At 53.3% G+C, this 23,186-nt stretch carries 22 protein-coding genes; 15 read left to right on the top strand and 7 right to left on the bottom strand.

Going from position 1 to position 23,186, the window contains the following annotated elements:
- Position 1: 1 nt before the first annotated feature.
- From murD to mutT, 12 genes are all read left to right on the top strand, one after another.
- Positions 2–1,318 carry a UDP-N-acetylmuramoyl-L-alanine--D-glutamate ligase gene (murD, locus tag IB222_RS19015; RefSeq protein WP_149384459.1) on the top strand — a complete coding sequence of 439 codons (1,317 nt, stop codon included), beginning with the start codon at positions 2–4 and terminating at the stop codon, positions 1,316–1,318.
- On the top strand, positions 1,318–2,562 hold the full coding sequence (ftsW, locus tag IB222_RS19010; protein ID WP_003829529.1) for a cell division protein FtsW: 1,245 nt from the start codon (positions 1,318–1,320) through the stop codon (positions 2,560–2,562). The genes murD and ftsW overlap by 1 nt, the downstream gene beginning before the upstream one ends.
- Complete coding sequence (gene murG / locus IB222_RS19005) at positions 2,559–3,626, top strand: undecaprenyldiphospho-muramoylpentapeptide beta-N-acetylglucosaminyltransferase (protein ID WP_149384458.1); 1,068 nt, start codon at positions 2,559–2,561, stop codon at positions 3,624–3,626. The genes ftsW and murG overlap by 4 nt, the downstream gene beginning before the upstream one ends.
- 51 nt (positions 3,627–3,677) lie before the next feature.
- Complete coding sequence (gene murC, locus IB222_RS19000; RefSeq protein ID WP_003018763.1) at positions 3,678–5,153, top strand: UDP-N-acetylmuramate--L-alanine ligase; 1,476 nt, start codon at positions 3,678–3,680, stop codon at positions 5,151–5,153.
- The gene (locus IB222_RS18995; protein ID WP_149384457.1) at positions 5,146–6,066 is read left to right on the top strand and encodes a D-alanine--D-alanine ligase; all 921 of its coding nucleotides are present in this window, start codon (positions 5,146–5,148) and stop codon (positions 6,064–6,066) included. The genes murC and IB222_RS18995 overlap by 8 nt, the downstream gene beginning before the upstream one ends.
- Before the next feature lies 1 nt (position 6,067).
- Entirely contained in the window at positions 6,068–6,901 is an 834-nt protein-coding gene (gene ftsQ, locus IB222_RS18990) for a cell division protein FtsQ (protein ID WP_003018758.1), read from the top strand.
- On the top strand, positions 6,898–8,160 hold the full coding sequence (gene ftsA, locus IB222_RS18985) for a cell division protein FtsA (protein WP_003018755.1): 1,263 nt from the start codon (positions 6,898–6,900) through the stop codon (positions 8,158–8,160). Before ftsQ ends, ftsA begins: the two co-directional genes overlap by 4 nt.
- Positions 8,161–8,222: 62 nt before the next feature.
- Positions 8,223–9,374 carry a cell division protein FtsZ gene (ftsZ, locus tag IB222_RS18980; RefSeq protein ID WP_003018753.1) on the top strand — a complete coding sequence of 384 codons (1,152 nt, stop codon included), beginning with the start codon at positions 8,223–8,225 and terminating at the stop codon, positions 9,372–9,374.
- A gap of 100 nt (positions 9,375–9,474) precedes the next feature.
- On the top strand, positions 9,475–10,392 hold the full coding sequence (gene lpxC, locus IB222_RS18975) for a UDP-3-O-acyl-N-acetylglucosamine deacetylase (RefSeq protein WP_006686706.1): 918 nt from the start codon (positions 9,475–9,477) through the stop codon (positions 10,390–10,392).
- Positions 10,393–10,675: 283 nt separating this feature from the next.
- Positions 10,676–11,182, top strand: coding sequence for a secA translation cis-regulator SecM (gene secM, locus IB222_RS18970; protein WP_003829520.1), 507 nt, complete (start codon positions 10,676–10,678; stop codon positions 11,180–11,182).
- 60 nt (positions 11,183–11,242) lie between these two features.
- A complete protein-coding gene (gene secA / locus IB222_RS18965; RefSeq protein ID WP_003829517.1) occupies positions 11,243–13,948 on the top strand; it encodes a preprotein translocase subunit SecA in 2,706 nt (901 codons plus the stop codon).
- A gap of 56 nt (positions 13,949–14,004) precedes the next feature.
- Positions 14,005–14,394 (top strand): 8-oxo-dGTP diphosphatase MutT, encoded by a 390-nt coding sequence (mutT, locus tag IB222_RS18960; RefSeq protein ID WP_063941107.1) that lies wholly within the window; start codon positions 14,005–14,007, stop codon positions 14,392–14,394.
- 173 nt (positions 14,395–14,567) lie between these two features.
- On the opposite strand, the gene yacG is transcribed toward mutT, so the two are convergent.
- From yacG to coaE, 3 genes are read right to left on the bottom strand one after another with little or no spacing between them, the layout of a single operon-like run.
- On the bottom strand, positions 14,568–14,762 hold the full coding sequence (gene yacG / locus IB222_RS18955; RefSeq protein ID WP_003018740.1) for a DNA gyrase inhibitor YacG: 195 nt from the start codon (positions 14,760–14,762) through the stop codon (positions 14,568–14,570).
- A 9-nt stretch (positions 14,763–14,771) separates the two neighbouring features.
- Positions 14,772–15,515: a cell division protein ZapD gene (gene zapD / locus IB222_RS18950; RefSeq protein ID WP_003829513.1), complete on the bottom strand. Its 744-nt coding sequence runs from the start codon at positions 15,513–15,515 to the stop codon at positions 14,772–14,774.
- Positions 15,515–16,135 (bottom strand): dephospho-CoA kinase, encoded by a 621-nt coding sequence (gene coaE / locus IB222_RS18945; protein ID WP_003829511.1) that lies wholly within the window; start codon positions 16,133–16,135, stop codon positions 15,515–15,517. The genes zapD and coaE overlap by 1 nt, the downstream gene beginning before the upstream one ends.
- A 225-nt stretch (positions 16,136–16,360) precedes the next feature.
- Between coaE and IB222_RS18940 the strand changes: the two genes are divergently transcribed.
- Complete coding sequence (locus IB222_RS18940; RefSeq protein ID WP_003829510.1) at positions 16,361–17,404, top strand: GMP reductase; 1,044 nt, start codon at positions 16,361–16,363, stop codon at positions 17,402–17,404.
- Positions 17,405–17,461: 57 nt separating this feature from the next.
- Here the strand turns inward: IB222_RS18940 and hofC are convergent, their stop codons facing one another.
- The 4 genes from hofC to nadC form a co-directional block, all read right to left on the bottom strand.
- Positions 17,462–18,664 carry a protein transport protein HofC gene (gene hofC / locus IB222_RS18935; RefSeq protein ID WP_149384456.1) on the bottom strand — a complete coding sequence of 401 codons (1,203 nt, stop codon included), beginning with the start codon at positions 18,662–18,664 and terminating at the stop codon, positions 17,462–17,464.
- The gene (gene gspE, locus IB222_RS18930) at positions 18,654–20,039 is read right to left on the bottom strand and encodes a type II secretion system protein GspE (protein WP_149384455.1); all 1,386 of its coding nucleotides are present in this window, start codon (positions 20,037–20,039) and stop codon (positions 18,654–18,656) included. The genes hofC and gspE overlap by 11 nt, the downstream gene beginning before the upstream one ends.
- 9 nt (positions 20,040–20,048) lie before the next feature.
- Positions 20,049–20,486, bottom strand: a complete 438-nt coding sequence (gene ppdD, locus IB222_RS18925; RefSeq protein WP_149384454.1) for a prepilin peptidase-dependent pilin — start codon at positions 20,484–20,486, stop codon at positions 20,049–20,051.
- A 243-nt stretch (positions 20,487–20,729) separates the two neighbouring features.
- Complete coding sequence (gene nadC, locus IB222_RS18920; RefSeq protein WP_003837454.1) at positions 20,730–21,623, bottom strand: carboxylating nicotinate-nucleotide diphosphorylase; 894 nt, start codon at positions 21,621–21,623, stop codon at positions 20,730–20,732.
- 87 nt (positions 21,624–21,710) lie between these two features.
- Between nadC and ampD the strand changes: the two genes are divergently transcribed.
- Positions 21,711–22,274 carry a 1,6-anhydro-N-acetylmuramyl-L-alanine amidase AmpD gene (gene ampD, locus IB222_RS18915; protein ID WP_008786207.1) on the top strand — a complete coding sequence of 188 codons (564 nt, stop codon included), beginning with the start codon at positions 21,711–21,713 and terminating at the stop codon, positions 22,272–22,274.
- The gene (ampE, locus tag IB222_RS18910; RefSeq protein ID WP_128611342.1) at positions 22,271–23,125 is read left to right on the top strand and encodes a beta-lactamase regulator AmpE; all 855 of its coding nucleotides are present in this window, start codon (positions 22,271–22,273) and stop codon (positions 23,123–23,125) included. The genes ampD and ampE overlap by 4 nt, the downstream gene beginning before the upstream one ends.
- Positions 23,126–23,186 lie beyond the last annotated feature (61 nt).

The raw sequence follows: 23,186 nt of genomic DNA, 5'->3' as shown, positions 1-23,186 counted from the left end.
CATGGCTGATTACCAGGGTAAAAAAGTCGTCATTATCGGTCTGGGATTGACCGGGCTGTCCTGCGTGGATTTCTTTCTGGCGCGTGGTGTGACGCCGCGTGTGATGGATACCCGCGCAACGCCACCTGGCCTGGATAAATTGCCGGAAGCGGTTGAGCGTCATGTTGGCAGCCTGAATGATGATTGGCTGCTGGCCGCCGATCTCATCGTCGCCAGCCCTGGTATTGCCCTGGCGCATCCTTCGCTGAGCGCCGCTGCTGATGCAGGGATCGAAATTGTGGGTGACATCGAGCTGTTCTGTCGTGAAGCGCAGGCGCCGATCGTCGCGATCACCGGTTCCAACGGGAAAAGCACCGTCACCACGTTGGTGGGAGAAATGGCGAAAGCGGCTGGTGTGAACGTGGGTGTTGGCGGAAATATCGGCCTGCCCGCGCTGATGCTGCTGGATGACGAACGTGAGCTGTATGTACTGGAGCTGTCGAGCTTCCAGCTGGAGACAACCTCCAGCTTACAGGCTGTAGCCGCCACCATTTTGAACGTCACCGAAGATCATATGGACAGATATCCGTTTGGCTTGCAGCAGTACCGTGCGGCCAAACTGCGCGTCTATGAGAATGCGAAAGTGTGTGTGGTTAATGCCGATGATGCGCTGACCATGCCGATTCGCGGGGCGGATGAGCGCTGCGTGAGCTTTGGCATCAACATGGGTGACTATCATCTCAATCGTCAGCAGGGTGAAACCTGGCTGCGGGTGAAGGGCGAAAAAGTCCTGAACGTGAAAGAGATGACGCTTACCGGCCAGCATAACTATACCAACGCACTGGCTGCGCTGGCGCTGGCGGATGCTGCGGGTCTGCCGCGGGCATCCAGCCTGAAAGCGCTGACTACCTTTACCGGTCTGGCTCATCGTTTCCAGTTGGTACTGAATCATAACGGTGTGCGTTGGATTAACGATTCAAAAGCGACCAACGTTGGCAGCACAGAAGCGGCACTGAATGGTCTGCACGTTGACGGTACGTTGCACCTGCTGCTGGGCGGCGATGGGAAATCGGCCGACTTTACGCCGCTGCAACGCTACCTGACTGGCGACAACATTCGTCTGTACTGCTTTGGTCGCGATGGCGCGCAGCTTGCCGCTCTGCGTCCTGAGGTTGCGGAACACACTGAAACCATGGAGCAGGCAATGCGTCTGCTCGCACCGCGTGTGAAGTCGGGTGATATGGTGCTGCTGTCGCCAGCCTGCGCCAGCCTTGACCAGTTCAAGAACTTTGAGCAACGCGGTGACGTCTTTACCCGTTTAGCGAAGGAGTTGGGTTGATGCGATTCTCTCTCCCTCGTCTGAAAATGCCGCGCGTACCGGGACTGGGTGTCCTGGCGTGGATCTTCGCGGCACTTAAAGGCTGGGTGATGGCTTCGCGTGATAAAGACGCGGACAGCCTGATCATGTACGACCGCATGCTGCTGTGGCTGACTTTTGGTCTGGCAGCGATCGGTTTTGTGATGGTGACATCAGCATCGATGCCCGTAGGGCAACGCCTGGCAGGCGATCCGTTCCTGTTCGCTAAACGTGACGCGCTGTACATCTTCCTCGCGTTCTGTCTGGCGATGGTGACGCTGCGTCTGCCGATGGAGTTCTGGCAAAAGTACAGTACGACGATGCTGATCGCCTCGATCATCATGTTGTTGATCGTGCTGGTGGTGGGTAGCTCCGTTAACGGGGCGTCGCGCTGGATCGCGCTGGGGCCGCTGCGTATTCAGCCTGCGGAATTCACCAAGCTGTCGCTGTTCTGTTATCTCGCTAACTACCTGGTGCGTAAAGTCGATGAAGTGCGTAACAACCTGCGCGGCTTCTTAAAACCGATGGGTGTGATTCTGGTGCTGGCAGTCTTACTGCTGGCGCAGCCTGACCTTGGTACGGTAGTGGTGCTGTTTGTCACGACGCTGGCGATGCTGTTTCTCGCTGGTGCGAAACTGTGGCAGTTCATTGCCATTATCGGCATGGGGATTTCGGCGGTGGTGCTGCTGATCCTTGCCGAACCGTATCGTATTCGCCGCGTAACCTCCTTCTGGAACCCATGGGAAGATCCGTTTGGCAGCGGCTACCAGTTAACGCAATCGCTGATGGCTTTTGGTCGCGGTGAGGTTTGGGGTCAGGGGTTAGGTAATTCAGTGCAAAAACTGGAGTATTTACCGGAAGCGCACACCGACTTCATCTTCGCCATCATTGGGGAAGAGCTGGGTTATATCGGTGTGGTATTGGCACTTTTAATGGTATTCTTCGTCGCTTTTCGCGCGATGTCGATCGGTCGCAAAGCACTGGAAATTGACCACCGTTTTTCAGGCTTTTTAGCCTGCTCCATCGGGATTTGGTTCAGCTTCCAGGCCCTGGTAAACGTCGGCGCGGCAGCAGGTATGCTGCCAACAAAAGGTCTGACGTTACCGCTGATCAGTTATGGTGGTTCCAGTTTGTTGATTATGTCGACGGCCATCATGTTTTTGTTACGTATTGATTATGAAACGCGTCTGGAAAAAGCCCAGGCGTTTACACGAGGTGCACGATGAGTGGTCAACCGAAGCGGTTAATGGTGATGGCAGGCGGTACCGGTGGGCATGTGTTCCCGGGGCTGGCGGTCGCGCACCATTTAATGGCCCAGGGCTGGCAGGTTCGTTGGCTGGGCACCGCCGACCGTATGGAAGCGGACTTAGTGCCGAAGCATGGCATTGAAATTGACTTTATTCGCATCTCCGGTTTGCGTGGCAAAGGTGTCAACGCGCTGCTTGCCGCCCCCGTGCGTATTTTTAATGCCTGGCGTCAGGCGCGCGCCATTATGAAGCAGTTTAAGCCTGATGTGGTGCTGGGGATGGGCGGCTATGTGTCCGGCCCTGGTGGTCTGGCTGCCTGGTCATTAGGCATCCCGGTTGTCCTGCATGAGCAGAACGGCATTGCGGGATTAACCAACAAGTGGCTGGCGAAGATTGCAACGAAGGTGATGCAGGCTTTTCCTGGCGCTTTCCCGAATGCGGAAGTGGTGGGTAACCCGGTACGCACCGACGTTCTGGCGCTGCCGTTGCCCGAAGCGCGTCTGGCGGGGCGTGAAGGCCCGGTTCGCGTGCTGGTCGTCGGGGGATCTCAGGGCGCACGCGTATTGAACCAGACGATGCCGCAGGTTGCCGCAAAGCTTGGCGACGCGGTGACTCTCTGGCATCAGAGCGGCAAAGGCGCGCAGCAAACCGTTGAACAGGCGTATGCCGACGCGGGACAAACGCAGCACAAGGTCACTGAGTTTATTGATGATATGGCAGCCGCCTACGCGTGGGCGGATGTCGTAGTTTGTCGCTCCGGCGCGCTGACGGTAAGCGAAATTGCCGCTGCGGGTTTGCCTGCGCTGTTTGTGCCTTTCCAGCACAAAGACCGACAGCAGTACTGGAATGCGCTGCCGCTTGAAAAAGCGGGCGCCGCTAAAATTCTTGAGCAGCCGCAGTTTACTGTGGATGCCGTCGCGAACACCCTTTCCGGGTGGTCGCGAGAAACCTTATTAACCATGGCAGAACGTGCGCGCGCCGCATCCATACCGGATGCCACAGAGCGTGTTGCTAATGAAGTGAGCCGGGCTGCCCGGGCGTAATTGTGGTGATGCCTTTTGCATCGCATGAACTAAGAAGTTAATGGCTAAAGAATGAATACACAACAACTGGCAAAACTGCGTTCCATCGTGCCCGAAATGCGTCGCGTTCGGCACATTCACTTTGTCGGCATCGGTGGTGCTGGTATGGGCGGTATTGCCGAAGTTTTGGCCAACGAAGGTTATCAGATCAGTGGTTCTGACCTGGCGCCGAACCCGGTGACGCAGCAGTTGACGAATCTGGGCGCCACGATTTTCTTCAACCATCGCCCTGAAAATGTGCGTGATGCGAGCGTGGTGGTGGTATCCAGCGCGATTTCTGCGGATAACCCGGAAATTGTTGCGGCGCATGAAGCGCGTATTCCGGTGATCCGTCGTGCTGAAATGCTGGCGGAGTTAATGCGTTTTCGTCACGGTATCGCCATTGCCGGGACGCACGGTAAAACCACGACAACAGCGATGGTCTCCAGTATCTACGCAGAAGCGGGGCTGGATCCGACGTTTGTCAACGGCGGTCTGGTGAAGGCCGCAGGCGTCCATGCGCGTCTGGGTCATAGCCGTTATTTAATTGCGGAGGCGGATGAGAGCGATGCGTCGTTCCTGCATTTGCAGCCGATGGTAGCGATTGTTACCAATATCGAAGCCGATCATATGGATACCTACCATGGCGACTTCGAAAATTTAAAGCAGACGTTTATTAATTTCCTGCATAACTTGCCGTTTTATGGTCGTGCGGTTATGTGCGTTGACGACCCGGTGATCCGCGAGTTGTTGCCGCGAGTTGGTCGTCAAACCACAACCTATGGTTTCAGCGATGATGCTGATGTGCGCGTCGAAGATTACCAGCAGATTGGTCCACAAGGACACTTCACGCTTCTGCGTCAGGGGATGGCCGATTTACGCGTGACGTTGAACGCACCGGGCCGTCACAATGCGCTGAACGCGGCGGCGGCGGTGGCAGTGGCAACAGAAGAAGGCATTGAAGACGACGCAATTCTGCGCGCGCTGGAAAGTTTCCAGGGCACCGGACGCCGTTTTGACTTCCTCGGCGAATTCCCGCTGGAGCCGGTAAACGGTAAAGCCGGGACGGCGATGCTGGTGGATGATTATGGTCATCACCCAACGGAAGTGGATGCCACGATTAAAGCTGCTCGCGCGGGCTGGCCGGACAAAAATCTGGTAATGCTGTTCCAGCCGCACCGCTTTACGCGTACACGCGATTTGTATGACGACTTTGCCAACGTGCTGACTCAGGTCGATGCGCTGTTGATGCTGGATGTATACGCCGCGGGTGAAGCTGCGATTCCGGGGGCTGACAGCCGCTCGCTGTGCCGTACGATCCGTGGTCGCGGTAAGATCGACCCGATTCTGGTATCCGATCCGGCTCAGGTGGCAGACATGTTGGCGCCGGTATTAACCGGCAACGATCTGATTTTGGTGCAGGGCGCTGGAAATATCGGCAAAATCGCGCGTTCCTTAGCTGAAATCAAACTGAAGCCGCAAAACCCGGAGGAAGAACAACATGGCTGATAAAATCGCGGTCCTGTTAGGGGGAACCTCCGCAGAGCGTGACGTTTCGCTGAATTCCGGCGCGGCCGTACTGGCAGGGTTACGCGAAGGTGGTGTCGATGCCCATCCGGTTGACCCTAAAGAGGTTGATGTCACTCTTCTGAAATCTATGGGTTTTCAGAAGGTGTTTATTGCGCTGCACGGTCGTGGTGGTGAAGATGGCACGTTGCAGGGCATGCTGGAGCAAATTGGCCTGCCATATACCGGCAGCGGCGTCATGGCTTCAGCAATTTCGATGGACAAACTGCGCAGCAAGCTGCTGTGGCAGGGCGCAGGTTTACCCGTCGCGCCTTGGGTTGCATTGACCCGCGCTGAGTTCGAAAAAGGTCTTAGCGATGAAGCAGTTACAAAAATTTCTGCGCTAGGTTTTCCGCTGATTGTGAAGCCAAGCCGTGAAGGCTCAAGCGTAGGAATGTCAAAAGTTGAAGAAGAAAATGCTTTGCAGGGTGCATTAGCATTGGCTTTTCAGCATGATGAAGAAGTACTGATCGAAAAATGGCTCAGTGGCCCGGAATTTACAGTTGCGATACTTGGTGAAGAAATTTTACCGTCAATACGTATCCAACCCGCGGGAACCTTCTATGATTATGAGGCGAAGTATCTCTCTGATGAGACACAATATTTCTGCCCTGCCGGTCTGGAAGTCGAACAAGAGGCCCGTTTACAGGAAATAGTCCTGAAAGCGTGGACCACATTGGGCTGTAAAGGTTGGGGTCGCATTGACGTCATGCTGGACAGCGATGGCCAGTTTTATCTGCTGGAAGCGAATACCTCTCCGGGTATGACCAGCCACAGTCTGGTGCCGATGGCGGCGCGTCAGGTGGGGCTGAGCTTCTCGCAGTTGGTGGTAAGAATTCTGGAGTTGGCGGACTGATATGTCGCAGGCTGCGCTGAACACGCGAAACGGTGATGAAGAAGAAGTAAACTCCTCACGCCGCAATAATGGAACGCGTCTTGCAGGAATATTGTTCCTGCTGACAGTGCTGTGCACCGTGTTTGTCAGCGGCTGGGTAGTGTTGGGATGGATGGAAGATGCGCAACGTTTGCCTTTATCGAAACTGGTGTTAACCGGCGAACGGCATTACACGCGCAATGACGATATTCGTCAGTCCATTCTGGCACTGGGCGCACCGGGAACCTTTATGACTCAGGATGTGAACATCATTCAGAGTCAAATTGAACGCCTCCCCTGGATTAAACAGGCGAGCGTCAGAAAGCAATGGCCCGATGAATTGAAGATTCATCTGGTTGAATATGTGCCCATTGCGCGTTGGAATGACCAACATATGGTGGATGCTGAAGGAAATACGTTCAGTGTTCCAACCGGTCGGGCCAATAAGCAGGTATTACCCATGTTGTATGGACCGGAAGGCAGCGCAAGTGAAGTGTTGCAAGGGTTCCGCGATATGGGGCAGGTGCTGGCTAAGGATAGATTCACCCTGAAGGAAGCGGCGATGACCGCTCGTCGTTCCTGGCAGTTGACGCTGAATAACGATATTAAGCTGAATCTGGGCAGGGGCGATACGATAAAACGTTTGGCTCGCTTTGTGGAACTCTACCCGGTTTTACAGCAGCAGGCGCAAACCGATGGCAAACGGATTAGCTACGTTGATTTGCGTTATGACTCAGGAGCGGCAGTAGGCTGGGTTCCCTTGCCTCCTGAGGAATCTAATCAGCAACAGAATCAGGCACAGGCAGAACAACAATGATCAAGGCGACGGACAGAAAACTGGTAGTTGGACTGGAGATTGGCACCGCGAAGGTAGCCGCTTTAGTAGGGGAAGTTCTGCCCGACGGTATGGTCAATATCATTGGCGTGGGCAGTTGCCCATCGCGAGGTATGGATAAAGGCGGGGTGAATGACCTTGAGTCAGTGGTGAAGTGCGTACAGCGCGCCATTGACCAGGCTGAACTGATGGCAGATTGCCAGATTTCCTCGGTGTATCTGGCACTTTCCGGTAAACATATTAGCTGTCAAAATGAAATTGGTATGGTGCCCATTTCCGAAGAGGAAGTGACGCAGGAAGATGTGGAAAACGTAGTACATACGGCAAAATCCGTACGCGTTCGCGATGAACATCGTGTTCTGCACGTTATTCCGCAGGAATACGCCATCGACTACCAGGAAGGCATTAAAAATCCGGTCGGTCTTTCCGGCGTGCGTATGCAGGCAAAAGTCCATCTTATTACCTGCCACAACGACATGGCGAAGAACATTGTCAAAGCCGTTGAACGTTGTGGTCTGAAAGTTGACCAACTGATTTTTGCCGGGTTGGCAGCCAGTTATTCCGTGTTGACGGAAGATGAACGTGAGCTGGGTGTCTGCGTGGTGGATATTGGTGGTGGTACAATGGACATCGCCGTTTATACTGGCGGGGCGTTGCGCCACACTAAAGTGATCCCTTATGCAGGGAATGTAGTGACCAGCGATATCGCGTATGCCTTTGGTACGCCGCCGAGCGATGCTGAAGCCATCAAAGTGCGCCATGGCTGCGCGCTGGGCTCCATCGTGGGTAAAGACGAAAGCGTTGAAGTGCCAAGCGTAGGTGGTCGTCCACCGCGTAGCCTGCAACGTCAGACCCTGGCAGAGGTCATTGAGCCGCGTTATACCGAGCTGCTCAACCTGGTCAACGAAGAAATTTTGCAATTACAAGAACAGCTTCGCCAGCAGGGTGTGAAACATCATCTGGCGGCGGGGATTGTGTTAACCGGTGGCGCTGCGCAAATTGAAGGTCTTGCGGCCTGCGCACAGCGCGTGTTCCATACGCAAGTACGTATTGGCGCACCGCTGAATATCACTGGTCTGACGGATTATGCCCAGGAGCCGTATTATTCAACGGCAGTGGGGCTGCTTCACTACGGGAAAGAATCCCATTTGAGTGGTGAGGCTGAAGTTGAAAAACGCGTTACGGCATCAGTTGGCTCGTGGATCAAACGACTCAATAGCTGGCTGCGAAAAGAGTTTTAATTTTTAAAGAGACCAACGCACATTAACGGTCTCAGGCGACAGGCACAACGGAGAGAGAAACTATGTTTGAACCTATGGAACTAACCAATGACGCGGTGATTAAAGTCATCGGCGTCGGCGGCGGCGGCGGTAATGCCGTTGAACACATGGTGCGCGAGCGCATCGAAGGTGTTGAATTCTTCGCGGTGAATACCGACGCTCAGGCGTTGCGTAAAACGGCGGTTGGACAGACCATTCAGATTGGTAGCGGCATCACCAAAGGTCTGGGCGCGGGTGCAAACCCGGAAGTCGGCCGTAATGCGGCAGACGAAGATCGTGAAGCTCTGCGTGCAGCGCTTGACGGGGCAGACATGGTGTTTATCGCAGCTGGCATGGGCGGCGGTACCGGTACCGGTGCAGCGCCAGTGGTTGCTGAAGTAGCAAAAGATTTAGGTATTCTGACCGTTGCTGTCGTGACTAAGCCTTTCAACTTTGAAGGTAAGAAGCGTATGGCATTCGCGGAGCAGGGTATCACCGAGCTGTCCAAACATGTGGACTCTCTGATCACTATTCCGAATGACAAGCTGCTGAAAGTGCTGGGTCGCGGAATCTCCCTGCTGGATGCGTTTGGCGCAGCGAACGACGTGCTGAAAGGCGCAGTCCAGGGTATCGCTGAACTGATTACTCGTCCGGGCCTGATGAACGTCGACTTTGCAGACGTGCGCACCGTGATGTCCGAAATGGGCTACGCGATGATGGGTTCAGGCGTGGCAAGCGGTGAAGACCGTGCAGAAGAAGCGGCTGAAATGGCTATCTCTTCTCCGCTGCTGGAAGACATCGATCTGTCTGGCGCGCGCGGCGTGCTGGTCAACATTACTGCGGGCTTCGACCTGCGTCTGGATGAGTTCGAAACCGTCGGTAACACGATTCGTGCCTTTGCATCGGATAATGCGACCGTGGTTATCGGTACCTCCCTGGACCCGGATATGAACGACGAACTGCGCGTCACCGTTGTTGCGACTGGAATTGGTATGGACAAACGTCCTGAAATCACTCTGGTGACCAACAAGCAGGTACAGCAGCCGGTAATGGATCGTTACCAGCAGCACGGCATGGCGCCGTTGACGCAAGAGCAGAAACCGGTAGCGAAAGTGGTTAACGACAATACGCCGCAAACCACCAAAGAGCCGGATTATCTGGATATCCCAGCATTCCTGCGTAAGCAAGCTGATTAAGAATTAGCTGGAATTTGGGAATTGTGGCTCTTTGTGCTAAACTGGCCCACCGAATGTATAGTACACTTCGGTTGGATAGGTAATTTGGCGAGATTATACGATGATCAAACAAAGGACTCTTAAACGTATCGTTCAGGCGACTGGCGTCGGTTTGCATACCGGCAAAAAAGTCACCCTGACATTACGCCCTGCGCCGGCCAACACCGGGGTCATCTATCGTCGCACCGACTTGAATCCTCCGGTAGATTTCCCGGCCGATGCCAAATCTGTGCGTGATACCATGCTCTGTACGTGTCTGGTCAATGAGCATGATGTACGGATTTCAACCGTAGAGCACCTTAATGCTGCTCTGGCGGGTTTAGGTATCGATAACATCGTTATTGAAGTTAACGCACCGGAAATCCCGATCATGGATGGCAGTGCCGCTCCGTTCGTTTATCTGCTGCTTGATGCAGGTATTGAAGAACTGAGCAGCGCCAAAAAATTTGTTCGCATCAAAGAGACCGTTCGTGTCGAAGATGGCGATAAGTGGGCTGAGTTTAAGCCGTATAATGGTTTTACGTTGGATTTCACCATCGACTTTAACCATCCGGCGATCGACTCCAGCACGCAGCGCTACGCGATGAACTTCTCTGCGGATGCGTTCATGCGTCAGATCAGCCGTGCGCGTACTTTTGGCTTCATGCGTGATATCGAATATCTGCAGTCCCGCGGCCTGTGCCTGGGCGGCAGCTTCGATTGTGCCATCGTTGTTGACGATTATCGCGTATTGAACGAAGACGGCCTGCGTTTTGAAGATGAATTCGTTCGTCACAAAATGCTCGACGCGATCGGTGACTTGTTCATGTGTGGTCACAACATTATTGGTGCATTTACCGCGTATAAATCCGGTCATGCATTGAATAACAAACTGCTGCAGGCGGTCCTGGCAAAACAGGAAGCCTGGGAATATGTGACCTTCCAGGACGATGCAGAACTGCCGTTGGCGTTCAAAGCACCATCGACCGTACTGGCATAACGACATACGCTGTCGCATAAATTCGACTGGTAAATCTGGCACTCTCTCCGGCCAGGTGAGCCAGTCGTTTTTTTATCTTCCGAGTGCAAACCACCTTATCTGAAGCGACTTTTTCCCCACAGGTAGATTAAAATACCGTTCGATCGCTGCTTTCTTAAGCATATTTACCCGCGACTTGCTGTCATTACTGCTGTGGTGCGAACGCATTAATGGTAAGATTTGTGCGCAAAAAATGGTTTTGCATTTGTAACCCCAAACGCAGGGTATATCAGGTGGCAATAACGTGAGTGGAATACTGACGCGCTGGCGACAGTTAGGCAGACGGTACTTCTGGCCGCATCTCCTGTTGGGGATGGTCGCGGCTAGTTTTGGCCTGCCCGCGCTCGGTAATGCTGCTGAACCTAATACTCCCGCGAAGGCGACCGCCAGCAATCACGATCAAGGTGCTAAAGTTAACTTTAGCCAGCTTGCTTTGCTGGAAGCGACCAATCGGCGCCCAAATTTTACCGTCGATTACTGGCATCAACATGCTATTCGTACGGTTATCCGCCATCTTTCTTTTGCCATGGCACCTCAGGCGTTGCCCGTTGCCGAAGAGCCATTGCCAATCCAGGCGCACCATCTTGCGTTACTGAATACGCTCAGCGCGATGCTGACGCAAGAAGGCACTCCGCCCGCGACAGTAAGTCGCGTGACATACGCACACTTTACCTCTCAGGCCGCGTTTAGCGTTCCGGTCTGGATCAGCCAGCTGCAGGGTATCCGCGCTGGTCCTCAACGCCTCAGCTAAAAAAGAACCTTCCAACTTATAATTTTTGACTCCGCACCGCGGGGCGTTTGAGATTTTATTATGCTAATCAAATTATTAACGAAAGTATTCGGTAGCCGTAACGAGCGTACGCTGCGTCGTATGCGTAAAGTGGTCAATGTCATCAACGCGATGGAACCGGAGATGGAAAAACTCTCCGATGATGAACTGAAAGCGAAGACCGCTGAATTCCGCGCTCGTCTGGAAAAAGGTGCCAGCGTTGAGAGCCTGATCCCGGAAGCGTTCGCAGTAGTGCGTGAAGCGAGTAAGCGCGTGTTCGGTATGCGTCACTTCGACGTTCAGCTGCTGGGCGGTATGGTGCTTAACGATCGCTGCATCGCGGAAATGCGTACTGGTGAAGGTAAAACCCTGACCGCGACGCTGCCAGCCTACCTGAACGCATTAAGCGGGAAGGGCGTACACGTGGTTACCGTGAACGACTATCTGGCTCAGCGTGATGCCGAAAATAACCGCCCGCTGTTTGAATTCCTCGGCATGACCGTTGGTATCAACATGTCTGGCCTGCCTGCGCCAGCCAAGCGTGAAGCCTATAACGCCGATATTACTTACGGTACCAATAACGAATACGGCTTTGACTACCTGCGTGACAACATGGCGTTTAGTCCGGAAGAGCGTGTTCAACGTAAACTGCACTATGCGCTGGTCGATGAAGTCGACTCCATCCTGATCGATGAAGCGCGTACGCCGCTGATCATTTCCGGCCCGGCTGAAGACAGCTCGGAAATGTACAAAAAAGTTAATAAAATCATCCCGCACCTGATCCGTCAGGAGAAGGAAGATTCCGACACGTTCCAGGGCGAAGGCCACTTCTCTGTTGATGAGAAAGCGCGCCAGGTTAACCTGACCGAGCGTGGTCTGGTACTGATTGAAGAGCTGCTGGTTAACGAAGGCATTATGGACGAGGGCGAGTCACTGTACTCTCCTGGTAACATTATGCTGATGCACCACGTGACTGCCGCACTGCGTGCACACGTGCTGTTTACCCGCGACGTAGATTACATCGTGAAAGACGGCGAAGTTATCATCGTCGATGAACACACCGGTCGTACCATGCAGGGGCGTCGCTGGTCCGATGGTCTGCACCAGGCTGTTGAAGCTAAAGAAGGCGTAGAGATCCAGAACGAGAACCAGACGCTGGCATCTATTACCTTCCAGAACTACTTCCGTTTGTACGAAAAACTGGCCGGTATGACCGGTACAGCCGACACTGAAGCGTTTGAATTTAGCTCCATCTACAAACTGGATACCGTGGTTGTGCCGACCAACCGTCCGATGATCCGTAAGGATTTACCGGATCTGGTGTACATGACCGAAGCGGAAAAAATTCAGGCGATCATTGAAGATATTAAAGAGCGTACTGCAAATGGCCAGCCGGTACTGGTAGGTACTATCTCCATTGAAAAATCGGAAGTAGTGTCTAACGAGCTGAGCAAAGCGGGTATCAAACACAACGTTCTGAACGCCAAGTTCCACGCCAACGAAGCTGCAATCGTCGCCCAGGCGGGTTATCCGTCAGCCGTGACTATCGCGACGAACATGGCAGGTCGTGGTACCGATATCGTGCTGGGCGGTAGCTGGCAGGCGGAAGTTGCCGAGCTGGAAAACCCAACTCCGGAACAAATCGCGCAGATTAAAGCCGAGTGGCAGGTTCGCCATGACGCGGTATTAGCAGCCGGTGGCTTGCATATTATCGGTACCGAGCGTCACGAATCTCGCCGTATCGATAACCAGCTGCGTGGTCGTTCGGGCCGTCAGGGTGATGCGGGCTCTTCCCGTTTCTATCTGTCGATGGAAGATGCGCTGATGCGTATTTTTGCCTCTGACCGCGTGTCAGGCATGATGCGTAAACTGGGTATGAAGCCTGGCGAAGCCATTGAACACCCATGGGTGACCAAAGCAATTGCTAACGCGCAGCGTAAAGTGGAAAGCCGCAACTTCGATATTCGTAAGCAGTTGCTGGAATATGATGATGTCGCCAACGACCAGCGTCGTGCTATCTACACCCAGCGTAACGAACTGCTGGACGTAACTGATGTTAGCGAAACCATCAACAGCATCCGCGAAGATGTCTTCAAAGCAACTATTGATGCCTATATTCCGCCGCAGTCTCTGGAGGAAATGTGGGATATCCCCGGTCTGCAGGAACGTCTGAAAAACGACTTCGATCTTGAGATGCCGATTTCAGAGTGGCTGGATAAAGAGCCTGAGCTGCACGAAGAAACGCTGCGTGAACGTATCCTGGCAAACGCCATCGAAGTTTATCAGCGTAAAGAGGAAGTTGTGGGCGCGGAGATGATGCGTCACTTCGAAAAAGGCGTGATGCTGCAAACTCTCGACTCCCTGTGGAAAGAGCACCTTGCTGCGATGGACTATCTGCGCCAGGGTATCCACCTGCGTGGTTATGCGCAAAAAGATCCGAAGCAGGAATACAAGCGTGAATCTTTCTCTATGTTTGCGTCAATGCTGGAATCACTGAAATACGAAGTGATCAGCACCCTGAGCAAAGTTCAGGTGCGTATGCCTGAAGAAGTCGAAGCTATGGAGCAGCAGCGTCGTGAAGAAGCTGAGCGCTTAGCGCAGATGCAGCAATTGAGCCATAAAGGCGACGATTCTGCCGCGGCAGAAGAGCTGGCAGCACAAACTGGCGATCGTAAAGTGGGTCGTAACGATCCGTGTCCTTGCGGCTCTGGCAAAAAATACAAACAGTGCCACGGCCGTCTGAGCTAAGAAAATAACTTACTGAAAAGGCGCAGAATTCTGCGCCTTTTTTATGGACGATAAAGATGAAAATACTGCAAATCGCCGTCGGGATTATTCGTAATCATCAACATGAAATTTTTATCACCCAGCGTGCGGCTGATGCCCACATGGCCAATAAGCTGGAGTTCCCCGGCGGGAAAATTGAAGCGGGCGAAACACCGGAGCAGGCGCTGATTCGCGAGCTACAGGAAGAAGTGGGGATCACGCCGACTCAAAGCTCATTGTTCGAAAAGCTGGAGTATCAGTTTCCGGACAGGCATATCACTCTGTGGTTCTGGCTGGTTGAAAGCTGGGAAGGCGAGCCGTGGGGAAAAGAGGGGCAACCGGCGCAGTGGATTGCGCAAGATGCTCTGAATGCGCAGGATTTCCCGCCCGCGAATGCACCGGTCATTGAAAAGCTGATAGCTGGCTAATGGTGCTGTAGGCCGGATAAGGCAACGCCGCATCCGGCAAATTATGGCGGGGGCGCTACGCATGCCCGCCCAACGTTTTAGTTCGTAGGCCTGATAAGCGCAGCGCCATCAGGCAAAACAACATAAAATGCCGGATGCGGCGTTGCCTAATCCGACCCACCGTTTTAGCAGAATTACTTCTGTTCTTCACTCCAGTCGTCGCTTTCTGACAGATCGCCAGAGCTTGGGATGCGTTTCTCTTCTGCGGCCCACTCTCCCAGATCGATTAACTGGCAGCGCTTGCTGCAGAATGGGCGAAACGGACTGACCTCAGCCCATACTACAGGCTTGCCGCAGGTTGGGCAGTTGACGATGGTTTGTTCAGACATGTTGACTCCTTAACAGCACGCCAGTTCAAAATCGAGGCGCTCAGGCACCTGACCATTCTCGCTATCCAGCGGCATAAAACGGATGGCAAAACGGCTCTTATGACCAGAAATTTGCGGATAAAGTAGCGAATCAAGCGGCAGCTGCAAGCGTAGCAGATCTGCATCTTCGCCGTTGTCCTGATAAAAACCATTCAGGCTGGTTTGCTTACGAAACGGCGCTGAGTTGCGAATTAAATCCAGTACCAGCGACAGCGCCTGATTGAGCGGATTCAGGCTGGCAAGCCAGGTTTCAACCTGCGCGTCACGATGCGACTGTGCCAGGTGTAACCAGATATGCAGGGTCGGCAGATCGAAACTGCAGCACCCGCCAGGAATACTTAAACGCTGACGGACGAGACCAATCAGACGATCTTCGCGCAGCGTCTGTCCAATACGCGGGGCAGAAATCAGAATGCTACCTGCACTTTTTAACTGCTGACGCAAAGAGTCGATTCTGCTTTGATCAACGCCGGGAACTTCGACCCAGGCCTGGAGTTTACGCTGCTGTCGTTCCAGTTCCTTGAGGAGTTCGGTGCGGACTTCGCCGCGTTCAAATACATCCAGTAAATCTCCGATATTGCGGAAAAAATGCAGAGCGCCGGCATGGTCAGCAATGGGCAAATTAACGGAGAGCTGTTGGATTAAAAACTCAATGCGCAGCCATGTGCGCATCTTCTCATTGAGAGGGTGTTCAAAAAGGACCTGGGTGTGCATTACGGTTTTTCCTGTGAGACAAACTGCGACGCGCATTGCAAATAGAGCGCGTGCAGGCGGGCGACATCCGAGGCGATGGCTTCCGGTGCGCCATTATTATCAATAACATCGTCTGCCACGGCCAGCCGCGCTTCACGCGTTGCCTGGGCAGCAAGAATTTGTTCAACATGCTCACGCGTGACGTCATCACGCTGCATGGTGCGTCTGAGCTGGGTTTCGGGGGTGACATCCACCACGAGTACGCGGTCGGCTTTTTTATACAGCGAATTTTCCACCAGCAAAGGGACAACCCATAGCAGATAAGGAGAGGTTGCTTGCTGAAACTGACGCTGCGTTTCCTGCTGAATAAGCGGATGGAGCAGGGCATTCAGCCAGCTTTTCTCCTCAGGATTGGAAAAAATGCGTTCGCGTAAAATGCGTCGCTGCAACGATCCGTCTGCGGCTATAACGTCGGAACCAAAATGTTCTTCGATCGCCTTAAGAGCAGGTGTGCCGGGTTCAACCACCTGGCGCGCAATAATATCTGCATCAATGACGTTTATTCCGAGGTCAGCGAACGCATTTGCAACGGTGCTTTTACCACTGCCAATGCCGCCGGTTAAGGCTACCGTATACCTCATAGATGCCGATCCTGGAGTTTAAGTTTGATTATCAAACAGTTAAAAGTTATGCGTGCGAAGGCGAGGCTGCTGCAGGATTAACCTACTATTCGCCAGGTAAATTTATGGGATTGTAGCGTAAAAAAAGAGAATTTCGCAGTCTTGCGCGGCATTGATTAGTGCGTATGATAGCGTCACTGGAGTTGTGAGTTTCGATTTTTCGCCATTAACCCCAGGAATCCGCACATGCGTATCGAAGAAGATCTGAAGTTAGGTTTCAAAGACGTTCTTATCCGCCCTAAGCGTTCTACTCTCAAAAGCCGTTCCGATGTTGAGCTGGAACGTCAATTTACCTTTAAGCATTCAGGTCAGACCTGGTCCGGCGTACCTATTATTGCCGCGAACATGGACACTGTCGGGACGTTTGCCATGGCAACGGCACTGGCATCCTTCGACATCCTGACCGCTGTGCACAAACACTATTCTGTTGAAGACTGGGCCGCCTTCATCGCAGAGAGCTCTGCCGATGTGCTCAAACACGTAATGGTTTCAACCGGTACGTCTGATGCAGATTTCGAAAAAACTAAACAGATTCTGGCGCTCAACCCCGCGCTGAACTTTATCTGCATTGATGTGGCCAATGGCTACTCAGAGCATTTTGTTCAGTTCGTGTCGAAAGCGCGTGAAGCATGGCCGACAAAAACGATCTGTGCGGGCAATGTGGTCACCGGTGAAATGTGTGAAGAGCTGGTGCTCTCCGGTGCTGATATTGTCAAAGTCGGCATTGGCCCAGGTTCAGTATGTACCACACGTGTAAAAACCGGCGTTGGCTATCCACAGCTTTCTGCAGTTATTGAATGCGCCGATGCAGCCCACGGTCTGGGAGGCATGATTGTCAGCGACGGCGGTTGCACAATGCCGGGTGACGTGGCAAAAGCGTTCGGTGGCGGCGCAGACTTCGTGATGCTCGGCGGCATGCTGGCTGGTCATGAAGAAAGTGGCGGCAAAATTGTTGAAGAGAACGGTGAGAAATTCATGCTGTTCTACGGTATGAGCTCTGAATCTGCAATGACGCGTCACGTAGGTGGTGTTGCACAGTACCGCGCTGCAGAAGGTAAGACCGTCAAGCTGCCACTGCGCGGCCCGGTTGATAATACCGCTCGCGATATCCTCGGCGGTTTGCGTTCTGCTTGTACCTATGTGGGCGCATCCCGTCTGAAAGAGCTGACCAAACGTACAACGTTTATTCGTGTACAGGAACAAGAAAACCGTGTTTTCAATAGCCTGTAAGAACAGCTAGTTCTGTGAAATGCCTGATGGCGTTACGCCGCCATCCGGCATTTGAATTTATCCTACTCCGCTCATCGCATCTCCCAAATGGAAAATCGGTAAATACATCGCGACGACTAGGGTACCGATGATAAGCCCCGTAATGATCAGCAACGCAGGCTCAAGTAATGCAGCCAAATTCTCAGCCTGAGCCAGGGTTTTCTCGCCATGGTGATGCGCAAGATTGCGCAGCATTGCATCCAGCGAGCCGGAAGCTTCACCAGTTCTGACCAGCTGTATACACAATGGGCTGAATTCACCACTATTTTTAAGCGCTAACCAGATCGGTTTTCCAGCGCTGATATCCTGCTGAACCAGTGCTAAACGTTGCGACCAGAAAGGGTTAGCCAGCGTTTCGGTAACGCTCTCAAGACCCTGCAAAAAGGGAATGCCCGCATTTTGCGTTAACGCCAGAACAGTGAATATCTGCGTGAGTTTTTGCCCTCTCACCATCGGCCCTATGACCGGGAGGCTGAGCAGCAATTTCTGGCGCAGAATGAGCCAGTACGGTTTCTGCTTTATCAAATGATGTGTGGCAACTGCTACCAGGCCAAGTGCTACCGCCAGCCATCCCCATTGGCTGCTACAGTGTGCGATGGTAATAATCCACTGAGTGAGCGCCGGTAGCGGGGTGTTGAACGTCTGGTAAATAGCGGCAAACTCAGGGAGTACAAACTGCAGCATCGCAAATACGACCATTACCGCCATGGTGATAATGATAATCGGATAGCGCAGGGCTTTTTTAACTTTATCAGCAAGTTGCTGTTGTTTCTTTTGCTGGTGTGCGAGTTCAAAACAGCAGTCGTCCAGCTTACCCGTAAGCTCTCCGGTGCGGATCATTGCCTGGTAAAGGGGCGGAAAAACGTGTTGCCATTGTGATAGCGAGGTGGAGAGGGTAATGCCCTGTTCCATATCGTAAGCCAGCGTACGCAGTAGCGCCTGCCATTGACTGCTGGGATGCTGTTCAGCAAGCAGAGCCAGCCCTGTTGAGAGCGTTAACCCTGCTTTTAGCAATGTCGCCAACTGGTGTATGGTTTCGGCACTTCTTGTGCGGCTCCAGTGCGAGGTTTTGACACGCATACGTTTAATGCGCAGTGGCGTAATCTGTTGTTCCTCAAGAGCCAGTATCAATGACGGTCGGGTATCGGCCCATAGCGTTCCTTCCAGCGATTTACCTTCGTTGTTAATGCCTTGCCAGCGCCAAAGCTGTTTAGCGGACATGAGGCATGCCCAGTACACGAATCAGCTCTTCAAATGTCGTTAATCCTTGCTCGACGGCCTGACAGCCATTCTCGAAAAGCGTTCTCATTCCTGATTGCTGAGCATCAGATTCCACTTCGTCTACGGATGTGCCACTGGCAATACTCTGACGTAATGCCGGAGTAACAGGGAGCACTTCAAACAATGCCGCACGACCATAAAATCCGTGATAACAATGTTTGCAGCCAGGGGCCTGCCAATTCGGTAGTGGTGTAGGCCAGACAGCTTTCGGGAGCGTGATAGGCGTACTCTGACGTTGTCGGCAATGGGGGCACAACTTTCTGACCAACCGCTGTGCAATAACGAGCGTCAGCGCGGAGGCGATCATCCAGCGTGCGACACCCATTTGTTGCAGGCGCACCAGCGTTTCACTGGTGGAATTGGTATGCAGCGTAGAAAGAACCAGATGGCCGGTTTGCGCGGCTTTAAGGGCTATTTCGGCCGTTTCGCCATCGCGGATTTCACCCACCATGATAATGTCGGGATCCTGGCGCAGCAGAGCACGTAAGACTCCCTGAAAAGTCAGGCCGGCACGTGGGTGAATTTGCGTCTGGTTGAGACCTGCGATCGGGATCTCTACCGGATCTTCCACGCTACAAAGATTCACATCCGGGGTGTTTCGGGTTTGCAGCGCACTGTACAGCGTGACCGTTTTGCCGCTTCCGGTAGGCCCGGTAACCAGAATCAGCCCCTGAGGCTGCTGCAAGGCTTGCGAAAATGCGGTCAGCTGCGCGTCTTGCATTCCCAGCGCGGCGATCTCCAGTGACTGATCGACCTGATGAAGTAGCCGCAACACGACCTTTTCGCCGTAGCGACAGGGCAGGGTGGCGATGCGAAACGAGACCGGCTCTCCTGAAATCTCAACGGTAAATTGTCCGTCTTGTGGAAGCCGATGCTCGGCGATATCCAGGCTGCCTAATACTTTTAACCTTGCGGTGATGGCAATGCCCATCTCGGTCGTGACTTCCGGTAAAGCGTGAAGCACGCCATCTACGCGTAATCTGATTCGATAGTGATTTTCCTCGGGTTCAAAATGAATATCAGAAGCCCGTTGCGTCAGAGCGGAATGAAACGTCTGATTCAGCAAGTCTGCTGCGCTGGCGCTGCTTTTCGTGACCACTGCCGGGAGCATTGTCTGCGGTGTATGTGTGTGGCCTTCCATTTGCTGACGTGTCCAGCAGATAATGTCGATGCGCCGGGTGGTGGCAAAATGCAGCGCATCCAGCAGCTCGTGTGATGGGGCGTCTACGACGGCGATATGCACTACTTCATTGTCTGCATCCAGTAATATTGCCTGATAACGTTGGCATAGCGCCGTAAGTTGGGTGGTGTTCATCTCTGTTCCTTAGTGGGTATCAAAGCGGAAAACGTCTTTACAGGCCTGCTGCAATGCGCTGTCGTTCTGGATGACGCAGTTTCGGTTCCAACCGGTAATGCCGTTGGCATTGTCCCAACCTGGCGTCATGGTGATGCTTAGCCCGTTCAGGCTTTCCTGCCCACTAAGACTGACAACTCCCTTTTCAACGCTCATGGCTGAGACGTAACGGGTAGTTGTTGGAGAGGGAATACCATTCGTTCCGGCATCGCAGGTATCTGTTCCGCCATGCTCCAGTGCACAGAGCTCAACCGCCGTGCGATAGGGGACAAAGGTTTGCAGCATGTCTGTCAGCGCGGCTTTGCGCAGATAGTTTTGATATGCCGGAATGCCGATGGCGCTAAGGATGGCAATAATGCCAATTACCACCATGAGTTCGATAAGTGTAAAGCCTCGTTGCTTGTTCATCGTTCGCTCCTTGAGTTTGCTGGCGCTACTTTGGCAAACCGACGGGAGGACGACGAGAGACAAAAAACAAAACGGGAAAGCGGGTTCAGAGGATTTTTACGAAATTACAGAGTCAGACAATGTATTTGCGAAGAGACTCGAAGAAACTGCCGGATGGTGGTGTAAATGCCGTATCCGGCTTACAGAATAAACTTGTGTAGTAGGCCCGATAAGCGAAGCGTCATCGGGCAATACAATCAGCAATTAGCGAAATCGCATGGAGAGATCGAGTGCGCGAACATGTTTGGTCAGTGCGCCAACGGAGATAAAGTCGACACCGGTTTCGGCAAATTCTCGCAGCGTTTCATGGGTGACGTTGCCCGACACTTCCAGACGCGCCTGGCCGTTGGTGCGTTTTACCGCTTCGCGCATTTGGTCAGTTTCGAAGTTATCGAGCATGATGATGTCGGCCCCGGCTTTCAGCGCGTCGTCCAGCTCATCCAGACTTTCTACTTCGACTTCAACCGGCACATCCGGGTGCAACCAGAAGGCTTTTTCGACGGCCTGACGTACCGAGCCGGAAGCAATAATGTGGTTTTCTTTTATCAGGAAGGCGTCGGACAGCCCCAAACGATGATTCGCGCCGCCGCCGCACAATACGGCGTATTTTAGCGCGGTACGCAGTCCCGGCAGTGTTTTACGCGTATCCAGTAGTTGGGTCTTGGTTCCCGCTAACAGGTCGACGTATTTACGCACTTCGCTCGCTACACCTGAAAGCGTCTGCACAAAATTCAGCGCAGTACGTTCACCGGTCAGTAAAACGCGGGAAGGGCCGTCCAGTTCAAACAGCGGCTGATTGGCCTTTATGCTGTCGCCATCTTCGACATGCCAGGTGATATTGACATCATCGCCAGCCAACTGAATAAAGACCTCTTCCACCCAACGTTTTCCACAAAAAACGCCATCTTCGCGGGTGATTACGGTGGCATGGGAGCGCATGTCTTCGGGTAAAAGCTGTGCGGTGATATCGTTATTGGCATCAACTTCTCCGCCTAAATCTTCACGCAGCGCCTGAGCTACAGCGGCAGGGATATCCAGATTTATGCGTTCCAACAGCGCGTCACGTCGGTAGTCAGGGTTATAGCGGCGAGGCGGCATGATAAAACTCCAAATAGCTAACGAATCATAAGGTGGAAACATGCTACCCTGAACCAGATATGAGCACCACCAATAAGGAGATTCTGCATGTTGTTAGACGAGGGCTGGCTGGCAGAGGCGCGACGCGTTCCCTCTCCGCATTACGATTGCCGCCCGGATGACGAAAACCCTTCTCTGCTGGTGGTGCATAATATCAGCCTGCCGCCCGGCGAGTTTGGCGGCCCGTGGATAGACGCGCTGTTTACGGGCACGATTGATCCCAACGCCCATCCTTATTTTGCCGGGATCGCCCATCTGCGTGTTTCGGCCCATTGTTTGATTCGCCGTGACGGTGAAATCGTGCAATATGTGCCTTTTGATAAACGCGCCTGGCATGCGGGTGTGTCGAGCTATCAAGGGCGAGAACGCTGTAATGATTTTTCAATTGGTATTGAGTTGGAAGGGACGGATACGCTGGCCTATACCGATGCGCAGTATCAGCAACTGGCTGCCGTGACGAATACTCTGATTACGCGTTATCCGGCCATTGCTAACAACATGACAGGACATTGCAATATTGCGCCCGAGCGTAAGACCGATCCCGGGCCGTCCTTTGACTGGGCAAGGTTCCGCGCCCTGGTCACCCCCTCGTCGCACAAGGAGATGACATGACGCTGTTTACAACATTATTGGTGTTGATTGTTGAACGCCTGTTTAAGCTGGGTGAGCATTGGCAGCTTGATCACCGGATTGAAGCTTTTTTCCGCCGGACTAAGCATTTCTCGATGATGCGTACGGTAGGCATGACTCTTATTGCGATGGGAGTGACATTTCTGCTACTGCGCGCACTTCATGGGCTGTTGTTTAATGTTCCGTTGCTGGTGGCGTGGATCTTAATTGGCTTGCTGTGCATCGGTGCTGGCAAGGCGCGCCTTCACTATCACGCTTACCTGAACGCGGCTGCTCGCGATGATGCTCACGCCCGTGATGCGATGGCCAGCGAGCTGACGCTTATCCATGGGGTTCCGCCGGACTGCGATGAGCGTGAATTCTTGCGCGAACTGCAGAACGCGCTGTTATGGAACAACTTCCGCTTTTATCTGGCACCGTTATTTTGGCTGATTGTCGGTGGTCCGTGGGGACCTGTGACGCTGGTTGGTTATGCTTTTTTACGTGCCTGGCAGTCCTGGCTGGCGCGCTATCAGACACCGCACCAGCGTCTGCAATCAGGTATTGATGCGATCCTGCATGTGCTGGATTGGATCCCGGTGCGTCTGGCGGGCGTGGTCTATGCGTTGCTGGGACACGGCGAGAAAGCGCTGCCGGCCTGGTTTGCCTCGCTTGCGGATCTGCACACATCGCAATATCAGGTGCTTACGCGTCTGGCGCAGTTCTCGCTGGCGCGTGAACCGCACACCGATAAAGTCGAAACGCCAAAAGCCGCCGTTTCGCTGGCGAAGAAAACCTCGTTTGTGGTGGTGGTGGTTATTGCGGTGCTCACCATTTATGGGGCATTAGTATAGCGTTGTGCCGGATGGCGCTAACGCTTATCCGGCCTACAATGAAAAAACGTGTAGGCCCGGT

This window comes from Citrobacter sp. C13, from assembly GCF_014596815.2.
Classification (GTDB): Bacteria; Pseudomonadota; Gammaproteobacteria; order Enterobacterales; family Enterobacteriaceae; genus Citrobacter; species Citrobacter portucalensis.
Note: the sequence above shows the minus strand (reverse complement) of the source record. Positions and strands in the feature narration are given on the sequence as shown.

Excerpts from the sequence above, each read along its gene's own strand:
- ampD (WP_008786207.1), top strand. The coding sequence starts at position 21,711 with ATGTTGTTAGACGAGGGCTGGCTGGCAGAGGCGCGACGCGTTCCCTCT.
- murC (WP_003018763.1), top strand. The coding sequence starts at position 3,678 with ATGAATACACAACAACTGGCAAAACTGCGTTCCATCGTGCCCGAAATG.
- hofC (WP_149384456.1), bottom strand. The coding sequence starts at position 18,664 with ATGTCCGCTAAACAGCTTTGGCGCTGGCAAGGCATTAACAACGAAGGT.
- ftsQ (WP_003018758.1), top strand. The coding sequence starts at position 6,068 with ATGTCGCAGGCTGCGCTGAACACGCGAAACGGTGATGAAGAAGAAGTA.
- nadC (WP_003837454.1), bottom strand. The coding sequence starts at position 21,623 with ATGCCGCCTCGCCGCTATAACCCTGACTACCGACGTGACGCGCTGTTG.
- ftsA (WP_003018755.1), top strand. The coding sequence starts at position 6,898 with ATGATCAAGGCGACGGACAGAAAACTGGTAGTTGGACTGGAGATTGGC.
- IB222_RS18995 (WP_149384457.1), top strand. The coding sequence starts at position 5,146 with ATGGCTGATAAAATCGCGGTCCTGTTAGGGGGAACCTCCGCAGAGCGT.
- zapD (WP_003829513.1), bottom strand. The coding sequence starts at position 15,515 with ATGCACACCCAGGTCCTTTTTGAACACCCTCTCAATGAGAAGATGCGC.
- ampE (WP_128611342.1), top strand. The coding sequence starts at position 22,271 with ATGACGCTGTTTACAACATTATTGGTGTTGATTGTTGAACGCCTGTTT.
- secA (WP_003829517.1), top strand. The coding sequence starts at position 11,243 with ATGCTAATCAAATTATTAACGAAAGTATTCGGTAGCCGTAACGAGCGT.
- coaE (WP_003829511.1), bottom strand. The coding sequence starts at position 16,135 with ATGAGGTATACGGTAGCCTTAACCGGCGGCATTGGCAGTGGTAAAAGC.
- murD (WP_149384459.1), top strand. The coding sequence starts at position 2 with ATGGCTGATTACCAGGGTAAAAAAGTCGTCATTATCGGTCTGGGATTG.
- ftsZ (WP_003018753.1), top strand. The coding sequence starts at position 8,223 with ATGTTTGAACCTATGGAACTAACCAATGACGCGGTGATTAAAGTCATC.
- mutT (WP_063941107.1), top strand. The coding sequence starts at position 14,005 with ATGAAAATACTGCAAATCGCCGTCGGGATTATTCGTAATCATCAACAT.
- ppdD (WP_149384454.1), bottom strand. The coding sequence starts at position 20,486 with ATGAACAAGCAACGAGGCTTTACACTTATCGAACTCATGGTGGTAATT.
- lpxC (WP_006686706.1), top strand. The coding sequence starts at position 9,475 with ATGATCAAACAAAGGACTCTTAAACGTATCGTTCAGGCGACTGGCGTC.
- gspE (WP_149384455.1), bottom strand. The coding sequence starts at position 20,039 with ATGAACACCACCCAACTTACGGCGCTATGCCAACGTTATCAGGCAATA.
- murG (WP_149384458.1), top strand. The coding sequence starts at position 2,559 with ATGAGTGGTCAACCGAAGCGGTTAATGGTGATGGCAGGCGGTACCGGT.
- IB222_RS18940 (WP_003829510.1), top strand. The coding sequence starts at position 16,361 with ATGCGTATCGAAGAAGATCTGAAGTTAGGTTTCAAAGACGTTCTTATC.
- ftsW (WP_003829529.1), top strand. The coding sequence starts at position 1,318 with ATGCGATTCTCTCTCCCTCGTCTGAAAATGCCGCGCGTACCGGGACTG.
- yacG (WP_003018740.1), bottom strand. The coding sequence starts at position 14,762 with ATGTCTGAACAAACCATCGTCAACTGCCCAACCTGCGGCAAGCCTGTA.